At 66.2% G+C, this 24,372-nt stretch carries 24 protein-coding genes; 14 read left to right on the forward strand and 10 right to left on the reverse strand.

The genetic code is table 11. The annotated features are described in order from the left end of the window. Nucleotides 1-81 precede the first annotated feature (81 nt). The 7 genes from HDIA_RS01390 to HDIA_RS26065 all read right to left on the reverse strand — a co-directional run bounded on the left by HDIA_RS01390 (nucleotide 82) and on the right by HDIA_RS26065 (nucleotide 4,631). Complete coding sequence (locus HDIA_RS01390) at nucleotides 82-1,242, reverse strand: calcium:cation antiporter (RefSeq protein ID WP_099553681.1); 1,161 nt, start codon at nucleotides 1,240-1,242, stop codon at nucleotides 82-84. Between the two features lie 48 nt (nucleotides 1,243-1,290). Beyond that, nucleotides 1,291-1,506 carry a hypothetical protein gene (locus HDIA_RS01395; protein ID WP_099553683.1) on the reverse strand — a complete coding sequence of 72 codons (216 nt, stop codon included), beginning with the start codon at nucleotides 1,504-1,506 and terminating at the stop codon, nucleotides 1,291-1,293. Between the two features lie 132 nt (nucleotides 1,507-1,638). Continuing rightward, nucleotides 1,639-2,232 (reverse strand): SCO family protein, encoded by a 594-nt coding sequence (locus tag HDIA_RS01400; protein WP_099553685.1) that lies wholly within the window; start codon nucleotides 2,230-2,232, stop codon nucleotides 1,639-1,641. Further along, on the reverse strand, nucleotides 2,229-2,762 hold the full coding sequence (locus HDIA_RS01405; protein WP_099553687.1) for a copper chaperone PCu(A)C: 534 nt from the start codon (nucleotides 2,760-2,762) through the stop codon (nucleotides 2,229-2,231). The genes HDIA_RS01400 and HDIA_RS01405 overlap by 4 nt, the downstream gene beginning before the upstream one ends. A 43-nt stretch (nucleotides 2,763-2,805) precedes the next feature. Further along, entirely contained in the window at nucleotides 2,806-3,408 is a 603-nt protein-coding gene (locus tag HDIA_RS01410; protein WP_245884106.1) for a disulfide bond formation protein B, read from the reverse strand. A gap of 392 nt (nucleotides 3,409-3,800) precedes the next feature. After that, complete coding sequence (locus HDIA_RS01415; RefSeq protein ID WP_099553689.1) at nucleotides 3,801-4,268, reverse strand: thermonuclease family protein; 468 nt, start codon at nucleotides 4,266-4,268, stop codon at nucleotides 3,801-3,803. An 81-nt stretch (nucleotides 4,269-4,349) separates the two neighbouring features. Further along, nucleotides 4,350-4,631 (reverse strand): DUF1674 domain-containing protein, encoded by a 282-nt coding sequence (locus HDIA_RS26065; protein ID WP_099553691.1) that lies wholly within the window; start codon nucleotides 4,629-4,631, stop codon nucleotides 4,350-4,352. A 143-nt stretch (nucleotides 4,632-4,774) separates the two neighbouring features. On the opposite strand from HDIA_RS26065, the gene htpX reads away from it, so the two are divergent. From htpX to HDIA_RS01435, 3 genes are all read left to right on the forward strand, one after another. Then, nucleotides 4,775-5,737: a zinc metalloprotease HtpX gene (gene htpX / locus HDIA_RS01425; RefSeq protein ID WP_099558643.1), complete on the forward strand. Its 963-nt coding sequence runs from the start codon at nucleotides 4,775-4,777 to the stop codon at nucleotides 5,735-5,737. A 4-nt stretch (nucleotides 5,738-5,741) separates the two neighbouring features. Next, nucleotides 5,742-7,184 carry an RsmB/NOP family class I SAM-dependent RNA methyltransferase gene (locus HDIA_RS01430; protein WP_245884107.1) on the forward strand — a complete coding sequence of 481 codons (1,443 nt, stop codon included), beginning with the start codon at nucleotides 5,742-5,744 and terminating at the stop codon, nucleotides 7,182-7,184. Nucleotides 7,185-7,455: 271 nt separating this feature from the next. Continuing rightward, a complete protein-coding gene (locus HDIA_RS01435) occupies nucleotides 7,456-9,246 on the forward strand; it encodes a heparinase II/III family protein (protein ID WP_197708080.1) in 1,791 nt (596 codons plus the stop codon). A 74-nt stretch (nucleotides 9,247-9,320) separates the two neighbouring features. On the opposite strand, the gene HDIA_RS01440 is transcribed toward HDIA_RS01435, so the two are convergent. Continuing rightward, the gene (locus HDIA_RS01440; RefSeq protein ID WP_099553693.1) at nucleotides 9,321-10,754 is read right to left on the reverse strand and encodes an SLC13 family permease; all 1,434 of its coding nucleotides are present in this window, start codon (nucleotides 10,752-10,754) and stop codon (nucleotides 9,321-9,323) included. Nucleotides 10,755-11,098: 344 nt separating this feature from the next. Here HDIA_RS01440 and purH point away from each other — a divergent pair, with 344 nt between their 5' ends. Then, entirely contained in the window at nucleotides 11,099-12,706 is a 1,608-nt protein-coding gene (purH, locus tag HDIA_RS01445) for a bifunctional phosphoribosylaminoimidazolecarboxamide formyltransferase/IMP cyclohydrolase (protein ID WP_099553695.1), read from the forward strand. Between the two features lie 23 nt (nucleotides 12,707-12,729). Here purH and pobA read toward each other — a convergent pair whose 3' ends face one another. After that, nucleotides 12,730-13,902, reverse strand: coding sequence for a 4-hydroxybenzoate 3-monooxygenase (pobA, locus tag HDIA_RS01450; RefSeq protein ID WP_099553697.1), 1,173 nt, complete (start codon nucleotides 13,900-13,902; stop codon nucleotides 12,730-12,732). A gap of 114 nt (nucleotides 13,903-14,016) precedes the next feature. Between pobA and HDIA_RS01455 the strand changes: the two genes are divergently transcribed. Further along, the gene (locus tag HDIA_RS01455; RefSeq protein ID WP_162292597.1) at nucleotides 14,017-14,934 is read left to right on the forward strand and encodes a helix-turn-helix domain-containing protein; all 918 of its coding nucleotides are present in this window, start codon (nucleotides 14,017-14,019) and stop codon (nucleotides 14,932-14,934) included. Nucleotides 14,935-14,949: 15 nt separating this feature from the next. Here HDIA_RS01455 and pcaQ read toward each other — a convergent pair whose 3' ends face one another. Next, nucleotides 14,950-15,891, reverse strand: coding sequence for a pca operon transcription factor PcaQ (pcaQ, locus tag HDIA_RS01460; RefSeq protein ID WP_099553701.1), 942 nt, complete (start codon nucleotides 15,889-15,891; stop codon nucleotides 14,950-14,952). Between the two features lie 213 nt (nucleotides 15,892-16,104). Between pcaQ and pcaD the strand changes: the two genes are divergently transcribed. From pcaD to nifE, 9 genes are all read left to right on the forward strand, one after another. Continuing rightward, entirely contained in the window at nucleotides 16,105-16,899 is a 795-nt protein-coding gene (gene pcaD, locus HDIA_RS01465) for a 3-oxoadipate enol-lactonase (protein WP_099558646.1), read from the forward strand. After that, nucleotides 16,892-17,293, forward strand: coding sequence for a 4-carboxymuconolactone decarboxylase (gene pcaC / locus HDIA_RS01470; RefSeq protein WP_281259979.1), 402 nt, complete (start codon nucleotides 16,892-16,894; stop codon nucleotides 17,291-17,293). The genes pcaD and pcaC overlap by 8 nt, the downstream gene beginning before the upstream one ends. A 64-nt stretch (nucleotides 17,294-17,357) precedes the next feature. Then, nucleotides 17,358-18,083: a protocatechuate 3,4-dioxygenase subunit beta gene (gene pcaH, locus HDIA_RS01475; RefSeq protein ID WP_099553704.1), complete on the forward strand. Its 726-nt coding sequence runs from the start codon at nucleotides 17,358-17,360 to the stop codon at nucleotides 18,081-18,083. A 1-nt stretch (nucleotide 18,084) separates the two neighbouring features. Continuing rightward, nucleotides 18,085-18,711, forward strand: coding sequence for a protocatechuate 3,4-dioxygenase subunit alpha (pcaG, locus tag HDIA_RS01480; RefSeq protein WP_099553707.1), 627 nt, complete (start codon nucleotides 18,085-18,087; stop codon nucleotides 18,709-18,711). Nucleotides 18,712-18,771: 60 nt separating this feature from the next. Further along, nucleotides 18,772-19,617: a CoA transferase subunit A gene (locus tag HDIA_RS01485; protein ID WP_099553708.1), complete on the forward strand. Its 846-nt coding sequence runs from the start codon at nucleotides 18,772-18,774 to the stop codon at nucleotides 19,615-19,617. 1 nt (nucleotide 19,618) lies between these two features. Beyond that, nucleotides 19,619-20,401, forward strand: coding sequence for a CoA-transferase subunit beta (locus tag HDIA_RS01490; protein WP_099553710.1), 783 nt, complete (start codon nucleotides 19,619-19,621; stop codon nucleotides 20,399-20,401). A gap of 1 nt (nucleotide 20,402) precedes the next feature. Further along, nucleotides 20,403-21,608, forward strand: a complete 1,206-nt coding sequence (pcaF, locus tag HDIA_RS01495) for a 3-oxoadipyl-CoA thiolase (RefSeq protein ID WP_099553713.1) — start codon at nucleotides 20,403-20,405, stop codon at nucleotides 21,606-21,608. A gap of 38 nt (nucleotides 21,609-21,646) precedes the next feature. Beyond that, entirely contained in the window at nucleotides 21,647-22,711 is a 1,065-nt protein-coding gene (locus HDIA_RS01500; protein ID WP_099553715.1) for a 3-carboxy-cis,cis-muconate cycloisomerase, read from the forward strand. Between the two features lie 173 nt (nucleotides 22,712-22,884). Then, nucleotides 22,885-24,372: a nitrogenase iron-molybdenum cofactor biosynthesis protein NifE gene (gene nifE / locus HDIA_RS01505; RefSeq protein WP_099553717.1), complete on the forward strand. Its 1,488-nt coding sequence runs from the start codon at nucleotides 22,885-22,887 to the stop codon at nucleotides 24,370-24,372.

Here is a 24,372-nt window from a genome sequence, read left to right on the forward strand (position 1 = left end):
GCATTTTACCGCGTCGGCGGCATTGGCGCCATGGCCCGGGCGGGCATCGCGCCGCGCCCGAAACCTGATTGAGTTTCCGCCCTAGCCCTGGAAGAGCAGGAACAGAAAGGCGAGGAAGATCAGCACGTGCACCGCGCCCTGGACGAGATGGGTGCGCCTGCTGGAGAAGGTGATCATGCTGACGGCCAGGATGAGCCCCAGAAGCGTGATGTCGGTCGGCTCCAGGCCGAGGACAAGGTTGAGGCCGGCAAGGTGGGCGACGACCAGCATCACCGGCACGGTCAGGCCGATGGTCGCCAGCACCGAGCCGAGGAAGATATTGACCGAGCGCTGGAGCCTGTTCTGCAGCGCGGCCCGCACGCCGCCGATCGCCTCGGGCGTTGCCACGAGAATCGCCATGATGACGCCGCCGATCGCCTGCGGCGCGCCGAGCGTTTCGATCACATAGTCGATGGGTCGGGCAAGCTGCTCGACGAGGAAGACGACCGGCAGCATGTAGGCGAGCAGCAGCAGGAGGTGGGGCAGGAGGCGGATGTCCTTTCCGTGCCCGGCGTGGGTCTCCTCGTCCGCGCTGTCGGGCTGGGCGAAATAGCTCCTGTGGCGGCCCGTCTGGATCATCAGGAAGGTGGCGAAAAGGCCCGCCGCCATCAGGCCCACCATGGCCTGCTGCGCGCCCGAAAGGGTGGGGCCCGAGGTGGCTTTCGTGAAATTCGGCAGAACGAGGCTGAAGACCGCGAGCGGCACGATGACGCCGAGGTAGGCGTTGGCGCCCTGAAGGTTGAAGGTCTGCTCGCGGTGGCGCACAGCGCCGAGCAGCAGCGACAGCCCCACCATGCCGCCGAGAATGATCATCACGACGGAAAAGAGCGTGTCGCGCACCAGCGTCGGGTTGTCGTCGCCATGCATCATGATCGCGGTGATGCTCATCACCTCGATGACCGTGATCGAGAGGGTGAGCACCAGCGTGCCGTAGGGCTCGCCGAGCCGCTCGGAGATCGCCTCGGCATGGCGCACGACGCCGAGCGCGGAGCCGAGCACCGTGGCGAACAGCCAGACGAACAGCAGGCCGAGCCAGGCGAGATTGTCGAGCCCGCTGAAAAGCTTGTCGCCGAATGCCATGAAGATTACGCTCGTCAGCACCGGGATGGCGAGGAACCATTCGCGCGCGGCCGTCCGCCATGGCGGGGGGCGACTGTCGGCAGCCCCTTCGGTCGTCGTCGGGCCGGGCGGGATGTGCGGCATGTGTCTTTCCTGTGCTGGTCGGGTCTCGAGCCGGAGAGGAGGGCCGGATCAGCCTGTTCGGGCCGCGTCGTCCTGCGCGATGCCTGTGGGCACCTTCGTCCCATCCGCGAACTGGTCGGTGCCGACGTTGTCGCCGCGTTCCATGCCGGTGGAGGGGGCGGTCTGGGCGACCGCCGCGGGCACGCAGGCAAGCAGCAGAATCAGGAAGAGGCCGCCGATGGCGGGCGGCAGTAAAATGAGACTATTGGTGGCGGTCTGGCGCATGCGGGAGCCTCTTCTTGTTGCCCCGCAACTCTAGGTGATGCGCCTTAAGGATCGCTTTAATGAGCGAGAATCGATCGAATACTGATGCCGCCCGGTCCGGCGGCGGGCAATGATCCGTCGCTCGGTTCCGCGTCAGCCGATGCCGAGCAGGCGCTTGACCTTGGCAAGCCGAACGTCGTCGGTCTCCGACAGGTCGATCGTGCCGCGAAAATCGCCGGTGTCGTCGAAGAGATAGACCGACGCGGTGTGGTCCATCGTGTATTCGCCGGCTTCCCCGGGCACCTTGCGCCGGTAGGCCCGATAGGCCGAGACCACGTCGGCGATCTCGGCGTCGGTTCCCGTCAGGCCGACGATCTGCGGCGAGAAGGACGACAGGTAGCTCTTCAGCACCTCGGGTGTGTCGCGCTCCGGATCGACCGTGATGAAGGCGATGACGAGATCCTTGCCCGCAGGCCCGAGGTCGTCGAGCAGCACCGTCATGTCGGCCAGCGTCGTCGGGCACACGTCCGGGCAATGGGTGTAGCCGAAGAAGATCAGATGCGGCTTGCCGGTAAAGACCGCCTCGGTGACGGGCTTGCCGCCGGCGTCCTCCAGCGTGAACGGACCGCCGATCGCCGCGTTGGCCGGGGTCTCGGTCTCCCGGATCATGAACACGCCGACGGTCGTGGCGGTCAGCACCGCGACCGCGACCCAGAGAGCGATCCGGATGGCCTTCAACCGCGTCATTGCGTGGTGATCTGCAGCTGCTGGATGTCCCAGACGTTGACGGAGAGGTCGGCCTTCGTGCCGTCGGAGAACGCCAGCGTCATCGGGAAATTGCGGCCCGGCTGCAGCGGCTTGACGAGGCCCGACAGCATGATGTGATAGCCGCCCGGATGAAGGTCGATGCGTCCGTGCGCCGGAATCGGAATGCCCTCCGAAACCGGCGTCATCGTCACGACGCCCTCGATCATCGGCATGTCGTGCAGGAGGACATCCCTTGCGGCATCCGTCGCCGCGTTGAGGAGGCGGATTTCCTTGTCCGAGGTGTTTTCCAGCTTCATGTAGACGCCGGCGACATGGGCCCCCGGATTGGTGGAGCGGGAGAAGGGGCCGACGACGCGGATCGGTCCGAAGGTTTGGACAGCGGCCTTGATCGGCACGCCGCCGATATCGCCGATCACTTCCATCTCCGGCTTGGCGTCTTCCGCCAGCGCCGGCACGGCCATCGCAAGAAGCGCCAGTGCGGCGCATCCCATCACTCCAAGACGGGCCATGCCCTTCCTCCCAAGCTGGTTCGTTTTCTTCTGAGGCTGTTTCTTATCGTATTGAGGCGTCCGCGGGCCTGCGGCTCCATGCCACGGCCAGGAAGGCGAGGGCCGTGACCATCAGGCAGGCGACGGCGTTCCAGCCGGCAAAACTGATGCCGAGGAACCGGCCGGCGGCCTCCGAGCAGGGAACGATCTTGGCTCTCGACATGGCGCCGAGCAGGTCGGCCGCGTTGGTCGTCGCGCCGACACCGCCGCCGCAGTCTGCGGGCGCCGGAAAGAAGCCCCATTCGACGCCGGCATGCCGCACGCCAAGGCCGACGCCGACGAGGAAGACGATGCCGGCCGCCGCCATCAGCCAGCGGAAGGCCGTTTCCCTGCCGCCGGCGGCGAGGCCAAGCGCCAGCGCGATGATCGGAAGGCCGACGTAATAGGGAATGCGCTCCTCGTAGCAGAGCGCGCAGGGAATATAGCCGCCGATGATCTGGAAGCCCCAGGCACCGAGGATGGCGCTGAGGCCGACGACGAAAGCGGCCGCTGCGGCAATCGGCGCCGGCCGGAGACGCGTGGGCGGGGCGAAGTCGGACGTCGAGGTCGTCATGCTGTGGGTACCGGGCTGTGGTGTGTGGCCGATGGAGCTCTCGCTTGGCGCCATGCCGTTCTGTGCTCCAGAGCCGCTCTTAGCGCCAAAGTCCGCGCCTGAAAACCTGATCACGCAAAATTCAGCAGCCGATGCCGCAAACGGGCGTAGAATCCCGGGACTGGGCGCTGAGTGGCAGGGAAGAGAGAGAATAGTTGCCTCGGACGACCGCTGCGAGCTGGGGCTGGGTGCACGCTGTAAAATTGCGGTGTTAACCGGGGTGAACCGTCTGGTTCCGAGGGGCTGGGGGCTGGGAAAATCGAAACCTGATCCAGTCCGGCCCGTCCGAGGCAACGATCATGAAGTATCCATCAGTAAGTGGTCTCCGTTGGGCGGAAAAACGGCGAAAAAGTGATTTCTGCCCTCAGGTGCGGGAACGTCGTGCGCTTCATGGGTGCATTTGAGGGCTAGCACCAGGGTTCGCGCGTCTTGCCCTGATAGTGTCTGACAAATCCGTCACGTAGCAGATCCTCGGCGACGGACCGGCCCGACGCGGCCAGGACGCCCGCAATGACGCGGCCGCCATATTTGCCGCCGGAGATGTCGAAGAGAGAAACCGGCCCGCCGGAAACGAGGTCGCCAAGCCGCCGTGTCGCGGCTTCTGCCATCGTTCGTTCGGCCGTGCAGCGCGCATGCATTTCCGGCGCGTCGACGCCGCGCAGCCGGACCTTGATCGTCACATCCGTACCGATCCAGACGCGCGCCCGCACCAGCAGAGTATCGCCATCGATGACCTTGATGACGTCGGCGGGAACCGGGCCAGCAAGGCGTTCCCGCGCGAGCGATGATTCGCCGCCGGCCAGAAGGACGGAGAGGCAGAACAGACTGGCGCAAAGAGCGCGGCTGATTGAATGCAAGGCGGGTCGGCGACTCATGCTAGGCATTAATTCAAGAATAATTGAATATATTCCTAACAACAATCCCCAATCGACCCACCCTGCCGTTCCCGCGACCCCTCAAAAATCGACCGCGACGCCCTTGATCTCCCAGTCGCCATAGCGCACCGGCTCCGGGCCGCCCCGCCCGTCGATCTCGCGCGGCAGGTCGGGAGAACTGGCCGCTGCCCGCCGGGCCTCGGCTTCCTTCAAGGCGCGCTGCGCGGCCGGCGGCAGATCCTCGAAGCGGCGCGGAGCCGGAGCGACCGCGTCAGCCGAAGAGCCGGCGGCGGCGGTTCCGGCCGGAAACGCGGCATTCGCATCTGCGCTCGCGGCGGGGTCGGGGTGCTGGCCATCGTTCATTGCTTGCGTCCGTCCATCTTGAGAAACCTTGCTCTCGTCCCCATCCTATAGTCCGGAACGGCGGGCGAAAAGAAGCTCTGGCGCAAGGATCGCCAATCATCTTTCCGGTCTGCCGTCTTGTCTTGAAGGAGATGCAGACCACGATGAATATCCTGAAGACCGGGATGCTCCTGGCGGCTATGACGGCCCTTTTCATGGGCGTCGGTTTCCTGATCGGCGGACAGGCGGGCATGATGATTGCCCTTGTCATCGCCGTCGGCATGAACCTCTTCAGTTACTGGAACGCCGACAAGATGGTGCTCGCCATGCATGGCGCGCGCGAGGTCGACGCGCGCTCGGCGCCGGACTACTACAATCTGGTCGCCGAGCTGGCGCGCCGCGCCGAGTTGCCGATGCCGCGCGTCTACATCATGGACAACCCGCAGCCGAACGCCTTTGCGACGGGCCGCAATCCCGAAAACGCCGCCGTCGCCGCGACGACCGGTTTGCTTCAGATGCTGAGCCATGACGAGGTCGCCGGCGTGATGGCGCACGAACTGGCGCACATCAAGCACTACGACACGCTGACGATGACGATCACGGCGACGATCGCCGGCGCGATCTCGATGCTGGCGAATTTCGGCATGTTCTTCGGCGGCAACCGGGACAACAACCACCCGCTTGGCTTCGTCGGCATCCTGGTCGCCGCGATCGTCGCACCGCTCGCCGCGGCGCTGGTGCAGATGGCGATCTCGCGAACCCGCGAATATTCCGCCGACCGGGGCGGCGCGGAGATTTCCGGCAACCCGATGGCGCTGGCCTCGGCGCTGCAGAAGATCGCGGGCGGTGTCGCGCATGTGCCGAACTACAACGCCGAGGCCAACCCGGCCTCCGCGCACATGTTCATCATCAATCCGCTCTCCGGCGAGCGCATGGACAACCTTTTTTCCACCCACCCGGCGACCGAGAACCGCATCGCGGCTCTCGTGAAGATCTCGCGCGAAATGGGGACCGGGCCGCAAGGTGGTTCCTTTGACGGCGGGAACGGCGTATCTCCACGGCGCGCTCCCGGTCCCTGGAACCAGCCGGCAGGGCGCTCAACGTCGCGCCGCGGTCCCTGGGGATGATATTTTGAACGATGCCAAAGCCCGCCCGTCTTCCTCCAAGGGTACGGGCGGGGCCGGAAGGCCGAAGAACAAGCACGGGGGCGCCGCTGGCGGCGCGCGGAAGGATCAGGCCGGTCCGCGCGAAGCCGATCGCACCCCACTGCCTCCGGGGCATGATCTTCGCGCCCTTTGCGCCGATCTTCTCTCCCTCGTGCGCAAGGGCGAGCTTCTCGACGGCCTGCTCGAGGCAGGCCCGCTGTCGCAGCGCTTCAATGCGCTTGAGATCAAGGACCGGGCGCTGGTGCGTGCCATCATCGGCACGGCGCTGCGCCGCCACGGCCAGATCGCCGAGGCGATCGCCGCCTGCCTCGACCGTCCGCTGCCTCAGAAGGCCGGCGCGTTGCAGTCGATCCTGGCGATTGGCGCGGCGCAGGTTCTCTTCATGGATGTCGCCGACCATGCAGCCATCGACATCGCGGTGGAACTTGCCGGTCGGTCGCGCGATACGGCGAAGTGGAAGGGGCTCACCAACGCCATCCTGCGCCGGCTCCAGCGCGAGCGCGATGCGATCCTTGCCCGTCAGGATGAGGCCCGGCTGAACACGCCCGGCTGGCTCTTCGAGGCCTGGGCGAAGGCCTACGGGACCGACACCGCCCGCGCCATCGCGGCCATGCATCTCGTCGAGCCCAGTCTCGACATCTCCGTCAAGTCGGACCCCGAGGGCTGGCAGGAAAAGCTGGGCGGCAAGCTGCTGCCGACCGGATCGATTCGCCTCGTCGCGGCCGGCGGCGTCGACCAGCTTCCCGGCTATGCCGAGGGCGCCTGGTGGGTGCAGGATGCCGCCGCCGCCCTGCCGCCGCTGCTGCTTGGGGATGTCGCGGGCAAGACCGTTGCCGATCTGTGCGCCGCGCCGGGCGGCAAGACTGCGCTGCTGGCCGCGCGCGGCGCCCATGTCACGGCGGTCGACCTCTCCGCCCGCCGCCTGAAGCGTCTTTCCGCCAATCTCGACCGGCTGGGTCTTTCCGCTGATGTGGTGACCGCGGACGTCGCGACCTACGCCGGCGGTCCCTTCGATGCCGTGCTGCTCGACGCACCCTGTTCGGCGACCGGCACGATCCGCCGCCACCCGGATCTGGTGCTCCTGAAAGAACCGTCCGACATCGAGATCCTGGCGGCAACGCAGGCGCGCCTGCTGCACCACGCCGTCGACCTCGTGCGGCCGGGTGGTCTTCTCGTCTACTGCACCTGTTCGCTGCAGCCGGAGGAGGGCGCGGCCCAGATCGATGCGCTGATCGCGTCCGGCGCGCCGGTGGAGCGCGTCCCCGTCCGGCCGGAGGAGATTGGCGGCCTTGCCGGGGCTATCACGCCGGCAGGCGACCTGCGCACGCTGCCCTCGATGCTGCCCGATGCGGACCCGCATCTTGCCGGTCTCGACGGTTTCTTCGTCGCCCGGCTCCGGCGCCGGTAAACGATCATTGCGGCAATTCGGCTAGAATCTTAATCAATTTTTGCCAAAACTCTTGGCAACGGCGTGCGTTGGCGACAACGTGGCCTCGGGAAAGATTGCGGCACGTTCTCGTTGTGGGAATTTTCGAATTTTTTTGAATTACGAAACCTGATGGTAACCCTGTTCGGGACCAAATCGGCTTCAGTGGAGATCCCTTGCGTGGCCATTCCCGGCCGGCGCGAGGTCGCTCATCGGTCGCCCGGTCGCGGCAATCACGGTCAGAAGAGGCAGCATGACAGCGCAGGATGCGCCGGCTGCAAGGCTTGTCAGCAACGGCGGTGGAGCAAAGAGAAAGGCGCGTGTGATGGCTTGGGAGGACGTGAAGGCGATTTGCCGTCTTCTCGGACATGCCGGCCGTCGACGCCTGGTCCATGCCGTCAAGTCCTTCGAGGCCGGGCCCTTCTCGCGCTGGCGCTGGCCGGGCGGGCTACCCGAGCGGCTGGTGATCGCGCCGCAGGATATCCGCACCTCCGACCCGACGATTGCCGGTGACATCTATGCCGGCGTCTTCGCCTTTGCCGGCAAGGTGGCGGAGACCGGCGGCCATTCGCCCTTTGACATCGAGCCGCCCTCGGACGACTGGGCGCGCGAACTCCATTCCTTCGGCTGGCTTCGGCACCTGAAGGCCGCCAACGGCGCGCTGACCCGCTCCAACGCCCGCGCTCTCGTCTCCGACTGGATCATGCACGAGGCGCGTCATGACCCCATCGCCTTCGAGACGGAGGTCGCCGCGCGGCGGCTGATCGTCTTCGTCAGCCAGTCGCCTCTGATCCTCGAAGGGGCCGACCGCGCCTTCTACCGCACCTTCCTCAAATGCATCATCCGCCACGTGCGCCGCCTGCGCCGCGGGCTGAAGCATGTGGAGGAGGGCTATCCGACCCTCGCCAGCCTGATTTCCGTGACCCTGGCCGCCCTCTCGCTCGACGGGCAGACCAAGCTTGTGCGCCAGATGATGACCGCGCTCGACGCCGAACTCCTGCGCCAGATCCTGCCCGATGGCGGTCACGTCAGCCGCAACCCGCAGGTCATCGTCGATCTTCTGATCGACCTTCTGCCGCTGCGTCAGGCCTTCACCGCGCGCGGTGTCGCCCCCTCGGCCGCGCTTCTCGGCGCCATCGACCGCATGCTGCCGATGCTGCGCTTCTTCCGCCACCGCAACGGCGAATTCGCCCGCTTCAACGGCATGGGCACGACCCGTGTCGACATCATGGCCGCTGTGCTTGCCCATGACGACGCACGCGGCCAGCCGGTCTCCAACGCCTCGCCGTCCGGCTACCAGCGTCTCGATTGCGGCGCGACGACGCTGATCGTCGACGTCGGCGCCCCGCCTCCGATGGAACTGAGCGGCAACGCCCACGCCGGCTGCCTCGCCTTCGAGATGAGCGCGGGTGCCTGCCGTTTCGTCGTCAACTGCGGCGGCGCCGAGGGCCCGGCCCTCTGGCAGGAGGCCTCGCGCGCCACCGCCGCCCATTCGACGCTGACGGTGGAGAACACCTCCTCGGCCCGCTTTGCCCGCTCCGGCCTGATGCGCCGCATCTTCGGAACCGCCATCATCGCCGGCCCGAAGGTGCTGGAATCGGAGCGTCTGGAACGCCACAACGACGTCGCCGTCACGGCAAGTCACGACGGCTACCTGAAGCGCTTCGGCGTCATCCATTCCCGCAGCCTGACGCTCTCGGCCGACGGCACGCGCATCATCGGCGTCGATCGGCTCGACGCGAAACGCCACCTCAAGGCGCCGGTGAAATTCATCATCCGTTTCCACCTCCATCCCTCGATCCGGGCAAGCCGCACCGGCGGAGGGCAGGTGATCATGCTCGCCCCCGACGGCGAGGCCTGGAGCTTTGCCTGCACGGACCTGGAGCCGATGCTGGAGGAATCGATCTACCTCTCCGCCATTCATGGCCGCCGCCGCTGCCTCCAGATCGTGCTGGAAGGCGAGGCGGGCGAGGACATGCCGGAGATCACCTGGTCGATGGAGCGCGAGGCGGTGGGAAAAGGCGCGCGCAGGGGCAGGGCGTAGCGGGTCAATTGGCGCGCACGTGATGCGGTCTCCGGCCAATAGCCGATACCGGCCCATGCAAGATCAAGATCGCCTCAAAAGACGATGGGTCCAAGCCACATTCCGGCAGCAAGAGCGACGGCGACGCCGATGAGGTTCAGCGGCGCGCCCGCTTTGAGCATGGCAGACCGGGTCACGGCCGGGTTGGCGAAGACGATCGCGTTCGGTGGCGTGGCGATCGGCAGCATGAAGCCCATCGACGCAGCAAGGGCGACCGGCAGCGCGAAGACCAGCGGATCGTTGCCCATGCCGACGGCGGCCGCGCCGGCAATCGGCATGAAGATCGCGGCCATGGCGGTGTTGGAGGCAAGCTCCCCGAGATAGACGATGATGAGCGCGAAGACGAGCAGGACCCAGACCGTGGGCAACCCGTGCAGTTTCTGGGCGCTTTCGCCGATCCACGACGCCAGGCCCGTGCTGTCGATGGCCGAAGCCAGCGAAAGGCCTCCGCCGAAGAGGATGAGCACGTCCCAGCGCAGGGACGATGCCGTCTTCCACTCAAGCAGCCGCGCGCCCCGAAGACTGCCGGCGGGGATCAGGAACAGCGCCAGCGCGCCGGTCATCGCAACGCCCGCGTCGCTGAAGTCGAGGTCCGGGAACAGCATCGAAACCGCCGGCCGTAAAATCCAGCCGAGCGCCGTCAGACCGGCGACCACGGCGACCCGAAGTTCCGGCGCCGACATGGGGCCGAGGCTCTCAAGATCGATGGAGACCTCGCCTGCCGCGATCCGGAACGAAACCCGGGTCAGGAACAGCCAGGTCAAGGGAAGCAGGACGGCCACCACGGGCAGGCCGACAAGCATCCAGTCGGCGAACCCGATCGTGACGCCGTGCGCTTCTTCCATGTAGCCGGCGAAGATCGCGTTCGGCGGCGTGCCGATCAGCGATCCGACGCCGCCGATGGTCGCCGCGTAAGCGACCCCCAGCATCAGCGCCGGCGCGAACCCCTTCTTGTCCTCGCTCATCGCGGCAATCGAGGCGGCAATCGGCGCCGTCACCATCGCCGACGCGGTGTTGCTGATCCAGAGGCTGAGAAATGCGGTCACCAGCATCATCGACAGGATGATGTGGCTGGGATCGCCCCGGGTGCGGGCAAGGATCGAATGGGCGAGCCGGCGGTGCAGGCCCCACTGCTCGATCGCCCGTGCGATCAGGAAACCGCCGAGAAAGAGGAAGATGACCGGGTTGGCATAGGACGAGGCCAGGTCCTCGATGGATGCGATGCCGGAGGGCGGAAACAGGACGAGGGGAATGAGCGCGGTGACGGCGATGGGGATGAGTTCGGTCACCCAGAAGACGGCCATCATGAAGCCGATGCCGGCCGCGGCCTGCGCGGGCGCGCTCAGTCCGGCCTGCGGTGGAATGACAAGGCTCGCTGCGGCAACGCCAAATCCAACCAGGTTGGCGAGGGTTTTGAGAGCCCCGAATTCGGCTGTCGGAACCAGATCGTCATTCCGTTCCGATGCCATCGCCCCCGCCCTTGGATTTGTTGTTTGAATCGGGCCGACTTTGCCTTTGCGAAGGCGAGCTTGGCAACCGCTGGAGAGCGGAAAGACGCCCCAAACCTCTCCGTCGTCATCGCCGGGCTCGACCCGGCATGTGCCGTACGGCCATTGGGTTGCCGGCTCAAGGCCCGCAATGACGGTGGAGAGGCACGAGAAGGACGTCCTTCCGCCGTTTCAACTTGGAAGACGGCACGGATCCGCATCGAAATGCGATCCATCCGCTTTCTCCCGCCATTCCCCTTTTGCCCCATTCATGCTATCGCCGCGCCATAATCATCCCCATCCAAAAATCACTCTTCGGCGAGCCCATGAAAGTCTCCAACGCTTCCCTCCCCAACCACATCATGCCGAAGCGGGCGCTGATCTCCGTGTCCGACAAGACCGGCATGATCGAGTTCGCCCGCGCGCTGCATGAGGCGGGGGTGGAGATCCTGACCACCGGCGGCTCCAAGGCGGCGCTGGAGGCGGCGGGCGTGCCCGTCATCGAGGTCGCCTCCGTCACCGGCTTTCCGGAGATCATGGACGGCCGGGTGAAGACGCTGCATCCGAAGATCCATGGCGGCCTGCTGGCGATCCGCGACGAGCCCTCCCACGCGGCGGCGATGTCGGCGCATGAGATCGAGGGCATCGACCTCCTCTGCGTCAACCTCTACCCCTTCGAGGAGACGGTGGCGCGTGGGGCGGGCGAGGCCGAGACCATCGAGAATATCGACATCGGCGGGCCGGCGATGATCCGCGCCGCCGCCAAGAACCACGGCTATGTCACGGTCATTGTCGAGCCGGCGGATTATGACGCGGTGATCGCGGCGATGCGCGAGCCGGACGGCATTCCCTTCACCCTGCGCCGGCGTCTGGCTGCCAAGGCCTTCGCCCGCACGGCGGCCTATGACGCGGCGGTCTCCGGCTGGTTCGCCGAGACGGGCGAGACCGGACAGCCGGGCGACTTCTTCGCCGTCGGCGGCAAGCTTGCCGAGGAGCTGCGCTACGGCGAGAACCCGCACCAGTGGGCGCGCTTCTATCGCTCGGCGACCCAGCGTCCGGGTGTCGCCACCGCCCTCCAGCTTCAGGGCAAGGCGCTCTCCTACAACAACATCAACGACACGGATGCGGCCTTAGAACTCGTCAGCGAGTTTGCGCCGGCAACCCCCGCCGTCGCGATCATCAAGCACGCCAACCCCTGCGGTGTCGCCAAGGGCGCAACGCTGCTCGAGGCCTACGAGAAGGCGCTTTCCTGCGATCCCGTCTCGGCCTTCGGCGGCATCGTCGCGCTGAACGGCCTGCTCGACGAGGACACCGCCCGCCTGATCACGGAGATCTTCACCGAGGTGATCATCGCCCCGGAGGCGAGCGACGCGGCGGTCGAGATCATCGGCCGCAAGAAGAACCTCCGCCTGCTTGTCACCGGCGCCCTCGCCGACGCGGCCGCGCGCGGCGTGACGGCGAAGACGGTGGCGGGCGGTCTGCTCGTCCAGTCGCGCGACAACGGCCGCGTGACCGCCGAGATGCTGAAGGTGGTGACCAAGCGCAAGCCGACGGACAAGGAAGTCGCCGACATGCTTTTTGCCTTCAAGGTGGCAAAGCACGTGAAGTCCAACGCCATCGTCTATGCGCGCGGCGGCATGACCGTCGGCATCGGCGCCGGCCAGATGAGCCGGGTCGATTCCTCGCGCACGGCCGCCTACAAGGCCGGCGAGGCGGGCAAGGCCATGAGCGTGGCGGAGCCGCTGACCAAGGGGGCGGTCGTTGCCTCGGATGCCTTCTTCCCCTTTGCCGACGGTCTTCAGGCCGCGATCGACGCGGGCGCGACGGCGGTGATCCAGCCGGGCGGCTCCATGCGCGACGACGAGGTGATCGCCGCCGCCGATGCCGCCGGCCTTGCGATGGTCTTCACCGGCATGCGCCACTTCCGGCACTAAATGCCGCATCTCCGGGGCGGGCGCTAAAGCGCCAGACCCGTGTAATTCTCCGCCAGCACCGCCCGTGCCCGTTCCGAGCTTGCGGTGTAGTCGAATTCCGCCCGCTGGATGCGGCGGCCGAATTCGCCCGTCTCCGGGAAGACGTGGAGGAGCTGCGTCATCCACCAGGAAAAGCGCTCCGCCTTCCAGATACGGGCAAGCGCCTTCGCCGAATAGCCGTCGAGCCCCGCGTCCGACTTTTCGCCGTAGTGCTCGATGAGCGCGTCGGCGAGATACTGGACGTCGGTGGCCGCAAGGTTCAGCCCCTTGGCCCCGGTCGGCGGCACGATGTGGGCGGCATCGCCTGCAAGGAAGAGCCGGCCGAAGCGCAAGGGCTCGGCGACGAAGCTCCGCAGCGGCGCGATGGATTTCTCCAGCGCCGGGCCGGTCTGGATCGCCTCGGCCACCTCCGGGTCGAGCCGGCCGCGCAGTTCGTCATAGAAGCGATCGTCCGACCAGTCCTCGACCTTCTCGTCGAGCGCCACCTGCACATAGTAGCGGCTGCGGGTCGGCGAGCGCATGGAGCAGAGCGCGAAGCCCCGTTCGTGGTGGGCGTAGATGAGCTCTTCGGCCACCGGCGGCTTGTCGACGAGAAGACCGAGCCAGCCGAAGGGATAGACCCGCTCGAAGCTGCGGATCGCGGAGGCCGGGACGCTGGCGCGGCAGACGCCGTGGTAGCCGTCGCAGCCGGCAATGTAGTCGCAGGCGATCTCGTGGGTGACACCGTCCTTGACGTAGGAGACCTTCGGCACGGCGCCGTCGAAGTCGTGCAGCGTCACATCCTCGGCCTCGTAGATGGCCGGGCCACCCTCGGCCGTCCGGGCATCCATCAGGTCGTGCGTCACTTCCGTTTGGCCGTAGACGATGACATGCCGGCCGATAAGACCGTCGAAATCGATCCGGCACTTGTCGCCGTCAAAGCCGATCTCGACGCCGTCGTGCACGAGCCCCTCGCGGCGCATGCGCGCGCCGACACCGGCGGCATCGAGGATGTCCGCCGTGCCCTGTTCCAGCACCCCCGCCCGGATGCGCGAGAGCACATAGTCCGGCGACTTGCGCTCCAGGATGATGTTGTCGACGCCGGCCCGGTCCAGAAGCCGGCCGAGCAACAGGCCCGCCGGTCCCGCCCCGACGATGACGACGCGTGTTCTTTGCATGTGATCCCTCCCCGGTCACGTTGCTCAATACGGTGGGGCGGCGGGCAGGGCGCGCCAATGGACAGGATGCGCAAAGAACAGGATAATCCGAACATCCATGGTGGCGAGGTAAACGTGAGACGTATCCCGACCTTCGTGCTCTACGCCGACGAAATCGACGCGATGCAGGCCGATTGGCTGCATGTCGAGACCATTCAGGCAAGGAGCCGCCTGCACGATTATCGGATCAAGCCGCATCGCCACGAGCATCTCTTTCAAATTCTGTACATGCGCGAGGGCGAGGCCCAACTCTATGCCGGTGAAGACGTGCTGGTTCTGGCAGCGCCGGCCGTCGTGACGATGCCGCCGGTGGAGGTCCACGGCTACGACTTCTCGGCCGACGTCGAGGGGGTGGTCGTCACCATCCTGGAGCGTGAGGTCGGCGCCATGCTGGAGAGCGCGCCGGCGCTGCGGGATCTGTTTCGCGCGCCCCGGCCCGTGGCTCTTGTCGACTGGCCGGAGCAGACGGAAAGGCTTGCTGCGTCACTCGATGCCCTGATGGCGGCGTCGACACAGCCCGGCCCGGCCCGCAATCTCCTGCTCAAGGCGCATCTCTCGCTGGCGCTGGCCGCGATCAGCGAGACGGTGACGCCGCGGCCGGACGAGACCCGGGCCGCGGGGCGTTCGGATCTTCTCGTCCGTCGCTTCCGCGGTCTCGTCGAGGACCATTTTCGCGACCACTGGCCGATTGGCGCCTATGCGACGCGGCTTGGCATCACCCAGACCCATCTCAACCGCCTCTGCCGCGAGGTGCTGGGGCTGAGCGCGCTTCAGGTCGTCAACCGCCGGCTCGTCATCGAGGCGCGGCGGCTCCTCGCCTTCACGTCGCTGGAGGTGAAGGAGATCGCCGGCGAGATCGGTTTCGACGATGCCGCCTATTTCACGCGCTTCTTTCGCCGGGAAACGGGACGCACGCCGCTCACAAGCCGCGCCGAGATGGTGGGCGCGGCGGTGGAAGGGGGCATGGCGGAAACGCGTGCGGGCAGGGGGTAGGCCGAAGGTCTTTGTCTAGGCCTTGGCGGACCGACCGATATTGGCCGCGACATCCCGCAACGCCTCCATCAGCAGGTTCGCCGGCAGCGTCGGCGCGATGTCCGTGCGTGTCGTCAGCCCGACGGGACCGAGCGTCTCGGAGGTATCGAGCGGCAGGATCGCAAGGCGCCCCTCGGCCAGATCCTCAGTGACGACGCCTTCGGAGATGATCCAGATCGCATCCGACGAGCGCGTGAAGCTGCGCCCGAAGGCATTGGAGACCGTCTCCACCTCGTCCTTGATCCGGGCGATGCCATGGGCAATCAAGAGCCGCTCCACCACGGGTCGGATGATCGAGCCGGGCGGCGGCATCAGCACCGGATAGCGCTCGATCATGGCGAAGTCGAACGGCTTTCGGTCGAGCAGAGGGTGACCGGCGCGCACCACGAGCCGCACCTCTTCCGAATAAAGGTGCTCGAAGGAAAAGCCCGTCATCTCCTCGGGCGCCGCCATGCGCCCGACCACGAAATCGGCGTCGCCGAGGCGCAGCAGCGACAGCAGGTAGGCGTTGGGACCGGTGACGACGCGGACGCGGCACTTGAGGCCTTCGGCCGTGAAACGGCGCACGGCATCGGGCAGGATGCGGGCCGAGGCGGTCGGCAGCGCAGCGACCTTGACGACGAGGCCGCCGGATTGTGCCTGGTCGATGGAATCGATCCCCTGCCTCAGCGCCGTCACCCCCGCGCCGGCGTAGCGCAGGAAGACCTCGCCCGCCTCGGTGAGGGAAAGGTTGCGCCGGCTTCGGTCGAAGAGCGCCACGCCGAGGATGTCTTCCAGTTCCAGGATGGTTTTCGAGGCGGCCGGCTGTGTCACCCCGAGAAGGGTGGCCGCCCCGCCGACGCTCTTCAGCCGCGCGACCTCCAGGAAGCAGACGATATGGCGAAGCTTGATGCGTCGGTCGAAAAGGCGGTCTGACATCTATAACTCTCAAGTTATCTAAAGGTCTGAAATTATCATTTTACATAAAGGATAATGCCGTTCTAGATCCCCGTTGCGGGATTTGTGCGGCTCGGTGATGCATCGCATCCTGTCGTCATGGGACGGCATGACGAGACTTGCCGGGTCGGGCACGCCCGCAGCAGACAAATGGCCTGCCCGGCCAGCGACGAAAGGCTGCGCGACGGATCGATCATGCCCTTTGCTTCGGTCAACGATCTCATTTTGCACCACCGGATCGACGGGCCGCAGGACGGACCGGTGGTCGTGCTCGCCAATTCTCTCGGTTGCGACTTGCGCATCTGGGACGAGGTCGCAGGCGTTCTTTCGGGCCGATACCGGGTCGTATGCTATGACAAGCGCGGCCACGGTCTTTCGTCGCAGAAGGCTGGGCCGTCGACGATTGCCGACCATGCCGACGATCTGATCGGCTTGGTTGACCATCTCGGGATCGGCAATTTCGCGATCGTCGGCCTTTCGGTCGGCGGCTTGATCGCGCAGGACATCGCGGGGCGCTTCGGTGGCCGCCTTCAGGCGATGGTCCTCTGCGACACGGCGGCGAAGATCGGGACGGCCGAGGCCTGGAATGCGCGGATCGGAGCGATCGAGACCGGCGGTCTTTTGTCGATCGCCGATACCGTTGTCGCGCGCTGGTTCGGCGAGGACTTCCGGACGCGCCGGCCTGTCGACGTCGCCGGCTGGACGACCATGCTGGCCCGCATGCCGGCGGACGGCTACGTCGATGCCTGCCGGGCCATCCGCGATGCGGACTATCGGGCATCCGCCGCAGCGATTGTGGTGCCGACGCTCTGCATCGCCGGGTCCGAGGACCTGTCCACCCCGCCGGACCTGGTGCGGGAAACGGCCTCGCTCATTCCCGGCGCGCGGTTCGAAATCATCGATGGCGCCGGGCACCTGCCTCCGCTGGAGGTGCCGGCGGAGCTTTCGGCCCGGATCGGGGCCTTTCTTGAGGAGTGCGGCCTTGGCTGACAGACGCGAACGCTTTGAGACGGGCATGAAGACCCGCCGGGCCGTGCTGGGCGACACCTATGTCGACGCGGCGAGCGCGCGCATGACGCCGCTTGACGAGGACTTCCAGACCTTCATCACCGAAAGCGCATGGGGCGGTGTCTGGTCGCGGCCGGGGTGGACGAAGCGGGAGCGCTCGATGGTGACGATCGCGCTTCTGGCGGCGCTGGGGCACGACGAGGAAGTGGCCATGCATGTGCGCGCCACCGCCAACACCGGTGCAACGCCGGAGGATATCCGGGAGGCGCTGATGCATGTGGCGATCTACGCCGGCGTGCCGGCCGCCAACCGGGCCTTCAAGATCGTGAACAAGACGCTCAAGGACATGAAGACCGAAGAGGCCGACAAGGCTTGAGACGAGCGTGTGGGGGCGGCCGCAAAGGCGGATGCCGCAACGGGCGGGACGTCGGGAGAGGACAATGACGACCTTGGGAAGCTACTACCAGCGTGACCGTGCCTGGCACCCGCCGGGCTATACGCCCGACTACAAGACCTCCATCCTGCGTTCGCCGAAGCAGGCGCTCATCAGCCTGGAGAACACCGTCTCGGAAATGACCGGTCCGCGCTTCGGCCACGTGGGCCTCGGCCCGCTCGACAACGATCTCATTGCCAACTTCGCCTCCAGCGGCGATCCCATCGGCCAGCGGATGATCCTCTACGGGCGGGTCATGGACGAGGACGCCCGGCCGGTTCCCGGCACGCTGATCGAGATCTGGCAGGCCAATGCCGCCGGGCGCTATCGCCACAAGAAAGAGACCTATCTTGCGCCGCTCGATCCGAACTTTGGCGGTTGTGGCCGGACCGTGACCGACGAGGAGGGGCGCTTCTGGTTCCGCACGATCAAGCCCGGCGCCTATCCCTGGCCGAATGGCGTCAACGACTGGCGCCCTGCCCATATCCATTTCTCGATTTTCGGTCACGCCTTTGCCCAGCGGCTGATCTCGCAGATCTATTTCGAGGGCGATCCGATGATCTGGGACTGTCCGATCGTCAACGCGATCCAGAAGCGCGAGGCGATCGAGACGCTCATTGCCAAGCTGGACCGCGAGGCGACGCTGCCGCACGACGCGCTGGCGTATAAGTTCGATATCGTGCTGCGCGGCCGGCGCTCGACCATGTTCGAGAACCGGATGGAGGGCAACTGAGATGGTGCAGCAGTTTCATCGTCTGAAGGAAACGCCCTCGCAGACGGCCGGCCCCTACGTCCACATCGGCACAATGCCGAATTTCTGCGGCATCCCGGGCATCTATCCCGCCGATCTTGGGGCTTCGATGGTCACGGCGGAGACGAAGGGCGAGCGGATCGTCATCACCGGCCATGTCTACGACGGCGCCGGCCAACCGGTGCGCGATGCCCTTCTGGAACTCTGGCAGGCGGACGCCAATGGCCTTTACAACGCCGATCACGAGCGCCGGGGAACGGCCGATCCGGCCTTTTCCGGCTGGGGCCGCCAGCCGGCCGACCCCAGGACCGGCGCCTATCGCTTCGAGACGATCAAGCCCGGCCGGGTTCCGTGGAAGGACGGCCAGCCGATGGCGCCCCACGCGAGCCTCTGGATCGCGGCGCGCGGCATCAACATCGCGCTCCATAGCCGCATCTATTTCTCCGACGAGACGGCCGCCAACAATGCCGACCCGGTGCTGGCAAGGGTCGGCCTCTTCCGGCGTGCAACGCTGATCGCCGAGCGCGATGGCGAGGACAACGGCATGGCGGTCTACCGCCACGACATCCGGCTGCAGGGCGACGGCGAGACGGTGTTCTTCGATATCTGAGACCTTGATCGGGTGAACGGCCGGCAATGCCGGCAAATAGGATTTGGCAGAGACCAGAACATGGCAAAATTCCTCTCCCTCCATGACGCGGTCGCGGAGAACCTTCATGACGGCTACACGGTCGCCTTCGAGGGCTTTACCCACCTCATTCCGCATGCGGCTGCCCATGAGGCGATCCGGCAGGGCGTGAAGGATCTGACGCTGATCCGCATGACGCCGGACATCGTCTACGACCAGATGATCGGCATGGGGATGGCGAAGACGGTGATCTTCTCCTATGCCGGCAATCCGGGCGTTGGCCTCCTGCGCCGCATGCGCGATGCCATCGAGAATGCCTGGCCGCGTCCGATCGAAACCATCGAGCATAGCCACGCCGCCATGGCCAACGCCTACGAGGCGGGCGCGGCAGGCCTGCCCTGCGCGATCTTTCGCGGCTACAAGGGCGCCGGCCTGAAGGACGTCAATCCGCTGATCAGGTCGGTCACCTGCCCCTTCACCGGCGAGGAACTCGCCGCCGTCCCGGCGCACCGGCCGGACATTGCCTTCATCCACGCCCAGAAGGCGTCGAAGCGCGGCGACATCCTGATCGAGGGCATCGTCGGCGTGCAGAAGGAGGTGGCGCTGGCGGCAAAGCGCGTCGTGGTCACGGTCGAGGAGGTCGTGGACGACTTCGCCGGCATCCATCCGAACCTCTGCGTCCTGCCGCACTGGACGGTGACCGCCGTCTCGGTCGTCAAGGGCGGTGCCCATCCCTCCTATACGCATGGCTACTACGCACGCGACAACGCCGCCTATCTGGAATGGGACAAGGTCTCCAACGACCGCGAGCTCTTCACGGCGTGGATGAAGGCGAATGTCCTCGATGTCGGGCCGGACATCTTTGCCGAGCGCGTGAAGGATCTCTGACATGACGGATTTCACTGCGACCGAGATGATGACCATCGCCGCCGCGCGCGCCCTGAAGAACGACGACGTCTGCTTCGTCGGCATCGGCGCCCCGTCCGCGGCCTGTAATGTTGCCCGCCTGACCCATGCGCCCGACATCACGCTGATCTACGAAAGCGGCACCATCGGCACCCAGCCGGACGTGCTGCCGCTCTCCATCGGCGACGGCGAACTCTGCGCGACGGCGCTCACCACCGTCTCGGTGCCGGAGATGTTCCGCTACTGGCTGCAGGGCGGGCGCATCAAGATCGGCTTCCTCAGCGCGGCGCAGCTCGACCGCTTCGGCAACATCAACACCACGGTCATCGGGCCCTATGACAAGCCGAAGGTGCGGCTTCCGGGCGGCGGCGGTGCACCGGAGATCGCCACCTCCTGCGGCGAGATCTTCATCACCCTGAAGCAGGCGCCCCGTTCGATGGTCGAGACGATCGACTTCTTCACCTCCTTCGGTCATGGCCGCGGCGGCCGCCACCGCGAGGAACTCGGCCTGACGACCAAGGGGCCGACCCTACTCGTCACCGATCTGGCGGTCTGGAAGCCCGATCCCGAGACAAAGGAATTCACCGTCGTTTCGATCCATCCAGGTGCCACGCGGCAGATGGTGGAGGAGACCTGCGGCTGGAAGGTTCGCTACGCCGATGCGGTGGAGGAAACCCCTCCACCAAGCGATCTGGAGCTTGAGACGCTGCGCGACCTCCAGGCCCGCACAAAAGCGGCCCACGGCGGCGCGAAGAAGGGGCAATAGGATGGCCGAGGCCTTCATCTGCGCCTATGCGCGCACGCCCATCGGCCGCTTCGGCGGCGCGCTGGCTCCCGTCCGGGCCGACGATCTCGGCGCCATTCCGCTGAAGGCGCTGATGGAGCGCCACCCGTCGCTGGATTTCGAGGTCGTGGACGACGTGATCTTCGGCTGCGCCAACCAGGCTGGCGAGGACAACCGCAATGTCGCGCGCATGGCGCTGCTCCTCGCCGGCCTGCCGGTTTCCGTTTCGGGCACGACCATCAACCGGCTTTGCGGCTCGGGCATGGATGCGGTCATTACCGCCGCCCGCGCAATCAAGGCCGGTGAGGTGGACCTCGTCATTGCCGGCGGCGTCGAAAGCATGTCGCGCGCGCCCTTCGTGATGCCGAAGGCGGAGACCGCCTATTCCCGCGCCGCCGAAGTTCACGACACGACCATCGGCTGGCGCTTCGTCAATCCTCTGATGAAGAAGCAGTATGGCGTCGATTCCATGCCGGAAACCGGCGAGAACGTCGCCGAGGATTTTGAAGTCTCCCGCGCCGACCAGGACGCCTTCGCCTGGCGGTCTCAGCAAAAGGCCGCCGCCGCTCAGGCGAACGGCCGCCTTGCAAAGGAAATCGTGGCCGTGACGATCCCGCGCCGCAAGGGCGACCCGGTCGTTGTCGAAAGGGACGAGCATCCGCGCGCCGACACGACGATGGAAACGCTCGCCAGGCTGCCGACGCCCTTCCGTCAGGGTGGCACGGTGACGGCGGGCAATGCCTCCGGCGTCAACGACGGCGCGGCTGCGCTCATCATCGCTTCGGAAGCGGCGGCAAAAAGGCACGGCCTGACGCCGATTGCCCGCGTCGTCGGCGGTGCGGCGGCCGGCGTTCCCCCGCGCATCATGGGTATCGGTCCGGCACCGGCGACGCAGAAGCTCTGCGAGCGGCTCGACCTTTCGCCTTCCGATTTCGACGTCATCGAACTCAACGAGGCCTTCGCCAGCCAAGGCATCGCGGTTCTTCGCCAGCTGGGCATTCCGGAGGACGCCGACCACGTCAATCCGAACGGCGGCGCCATCGCCCTTGGCCATCCGCTCGGCATGTCCGGCGCGCGAATTGCCGGCACGGCGGCGCTTGAGCTGTCGCTGACGGGCAAGAAGCGGGCGCTTGCGACCATGTGCATCGGCGTCGGGCAGGGGATCGCGGTGGCGCTGGAGCGGGTATGATAGGGTGATGTTTAATCATTCGCCTGTATGACCGCCCGATGAACTCTGCGTCCTCTCTTCCGCTGCTGCAATCCCTGACCGGCGATGCCGAGATCGCGGCGCTTTTCGCCGACGAGGCCGACCTCGTTGCCATGCTCCGCTTCGAGGCGGCACTGGCCGACGTGGAAGCAAAGGCCGGGTTGATCGAAATGGCTGCGGCTCGGCGGATCGGTGAGGTCTGCGGCGCTTTCGAGCCGGATTGGGACGACCTGCGCGCGGGCGTCGTCCGCGATGGGGTCGTCGTTCCGGCGCTGGTCAAGCAGTTGCGCAAGGCGGTCGGCGAACCGCATTCGTCCGCCGTGCATCTTGGCGCGACCAGCCAGGATGTCATCGACACCAGCCTTGTGCTGCGCCTGAAAGAGCTTGTTGCTCTCCTGGAAGCCCGCCTCGATAACCTCCGCGCAGCCTTGGATGCACTCGACGCCCGCAGCGGACAAACGGCGCAGATGGCCCATACCCGCATGCAGAAGGCGCTGCCTTTTTCGGCCGCTGACCGGATTCGGAGCTGGACGGCGCCGCTGATCCGCCACCGCCGGCGGCTCGACGAGATGAAGCTGCGCCTTCTCTGCCTTCAGCTCGGCGGGCCGGTCGGCAATCGCTCCTCGTTCAAGGGCAAGGGCGACGAAATCGCCTCCGGACTTGCCGGCATGCTCGGACTGGAGCCTTCGCCGCCGTGGCAGACGGAACGCGACGGCCTCGGCGAGTTCGCTGCCCTTCTGGCGCTGATGTCCGGCTCGCTCGGCAAGTTCGGCCAGGATGTGGCGCTCGGCGCGCAGAACGAGGTCGGCGAGATCGCCGTTGCAGGCGGCGGCGGGTCGTCCGCGATGCCGCACAAGACGAACCCTGTCTCAGCCGAACTGCTCGTCACGCTCGCGCGCTTCAACGCCGGCCTGTCGGGCACGCTGATGCAGGCGCTCGTGCACGAGAACGAGCGTTCCGGCGCGGCCTGGACACTGGAATGGATGGTCCTGCCGCAAATGGCCGAGGCGACGGGCGCCGGCTTGCGCATCGCCCTCGATCTTGTCGGGCGGCTGAGTTTCCGCTCGCCGCACGAGGATTTTTGAGCCGGTATCGCCCGCGTCGCATTTGCGACAATCGCTGTCGCGACTGTCCGACATGGTCCGGTCAGGCTTGATGCCGTTTCTGTAATGAATTGAATTGGCTTGGAAAATCCTATGGCATAGCGCTTGCTCAATACCTCCCGAACCCGCGCCGCGTCCGTTCCGGGAGGTGATCCATGTCGCTGCAAGCCAAGATCCAGGATGTCTTCAACGAGCCGGCCTGCGACAAGAACCAGGGCAAGGATGCCAAGGCGCGCAAGAAGGGCTGCTCCAAGCCGTTGACGCCAGGGGCTGCTGCCGGCGGCTGCGCCTTCGACGGCGCCAAGATCGTCCTCCAGCCGATCACGGACGTCGCCCATCTCATCCATGCCCCGCTCGCCTGCGAGGGCAACAGCTGGGACAATCGGGGGGCCGGCTCCTCGGGCTCCGATCTCTGGCGCATTAGCTTCACCACCGACCTCACCGAACTCGACGTGGTGATGGGGCAGGGCGAGAAGAAGCTCTTCAAGGCGGTGCGCGAGATCGCCGAGCGCCATGCGCCGCCAGCCATCTTCGTCTACTCCACCTGCGTCACGGCCCTGATCGGCGACGACATCGGGGCGGTCTGCCGCCGCGCCACGGAGCGCTTCGGCCTGCCGGTCGTGCCCGTGAATGCGCCGGGCTTCGTCGGCTCCAAGAACCTCGGCAACAAGCTCGCCGGCGAGGCGCTGCTCGACCATGTCATCGGCACCCACGAGCCGGACGATGTCGGCCCAATGGACATCAACATCCTCGGCGAATTCAACCTTTCCGGCGAGTTCTGGATGGTGAAGCCGCTTCTGGAAAAACTCGGCATGCGCGTGCGCGCCTGCGTGCCGGGCGATGCCCGCTACCTCGACGTCGCGGCGGCTCATACGGCCAAGGCCACGATGATGGTCTGCTCGACGGCCCTCATCAATCTTGCCCGCAAGATGGAAGAACGCTGGGGCATTCCCTTCTTCGAGGGCTCTTTCTATGGCGTCTCCGACACCTCCGATGCGTTGCGCCAGCTTGCGAAACTGCTGGTGCAGCAGGGCGCCGATCCGGCGCTGCTCGACCGCACCGAGGCGCTGATCGCCGAGGAAGAGGCAATCGTCTGGCAGAAGCTCGCCGCCTTCCGTCCGCGTCTGGAAGGCAAGCGCGTGCTGCTCAACACCGGCGGGGTAAAATCCTGGTCGGTCGTCTCGGCGTTGCAGGAAGTCGGCCTCGAGATCGTCGGCACCTCTACCAAGAAGTCGACGGTGGAGGACAAGGAGCGCATCAAGCAACTCCTGAAGGACGAAAAGCACGCCTTCGACGCCATGGCCCCGCGCGACCTCTACGCGATGCTCGCCGAGAACCGAGCCGACATCATGCTCTCCGGCGGGCGGACCCAGTTCATCGCGCTGAAGGCCAAGATGCCCTGGCTCGATATCAACCAGGAGCGCCACCACCCCTATGCCGGCTACGACGGCATGGTGGAACTCGTCCGCCAGATCGACATCGCGATCCACAATCCCATCTGGTCGGAGGTTCGTCGTGCTGCGCCATGGGACGATAACGAATGCATGCGGGATACAAATATCGATGCGATAGACGTCGATTTCGTCGCTCATACCCGCAAGAAATTCGTCGAGACCACCGCCGACGATCTGGCCGAGTGCTGA

The organism is Hartmannibacter diazotrophicus, from assembly GCF_900231165.1.
Lineage (GTDB): Bacteria > Pseudomonadota > Alphaproteobacteria > Rhizobiales > Pleomorphomonadaceae > Hartmannibacter > Hartmannibacter diazotrophicus.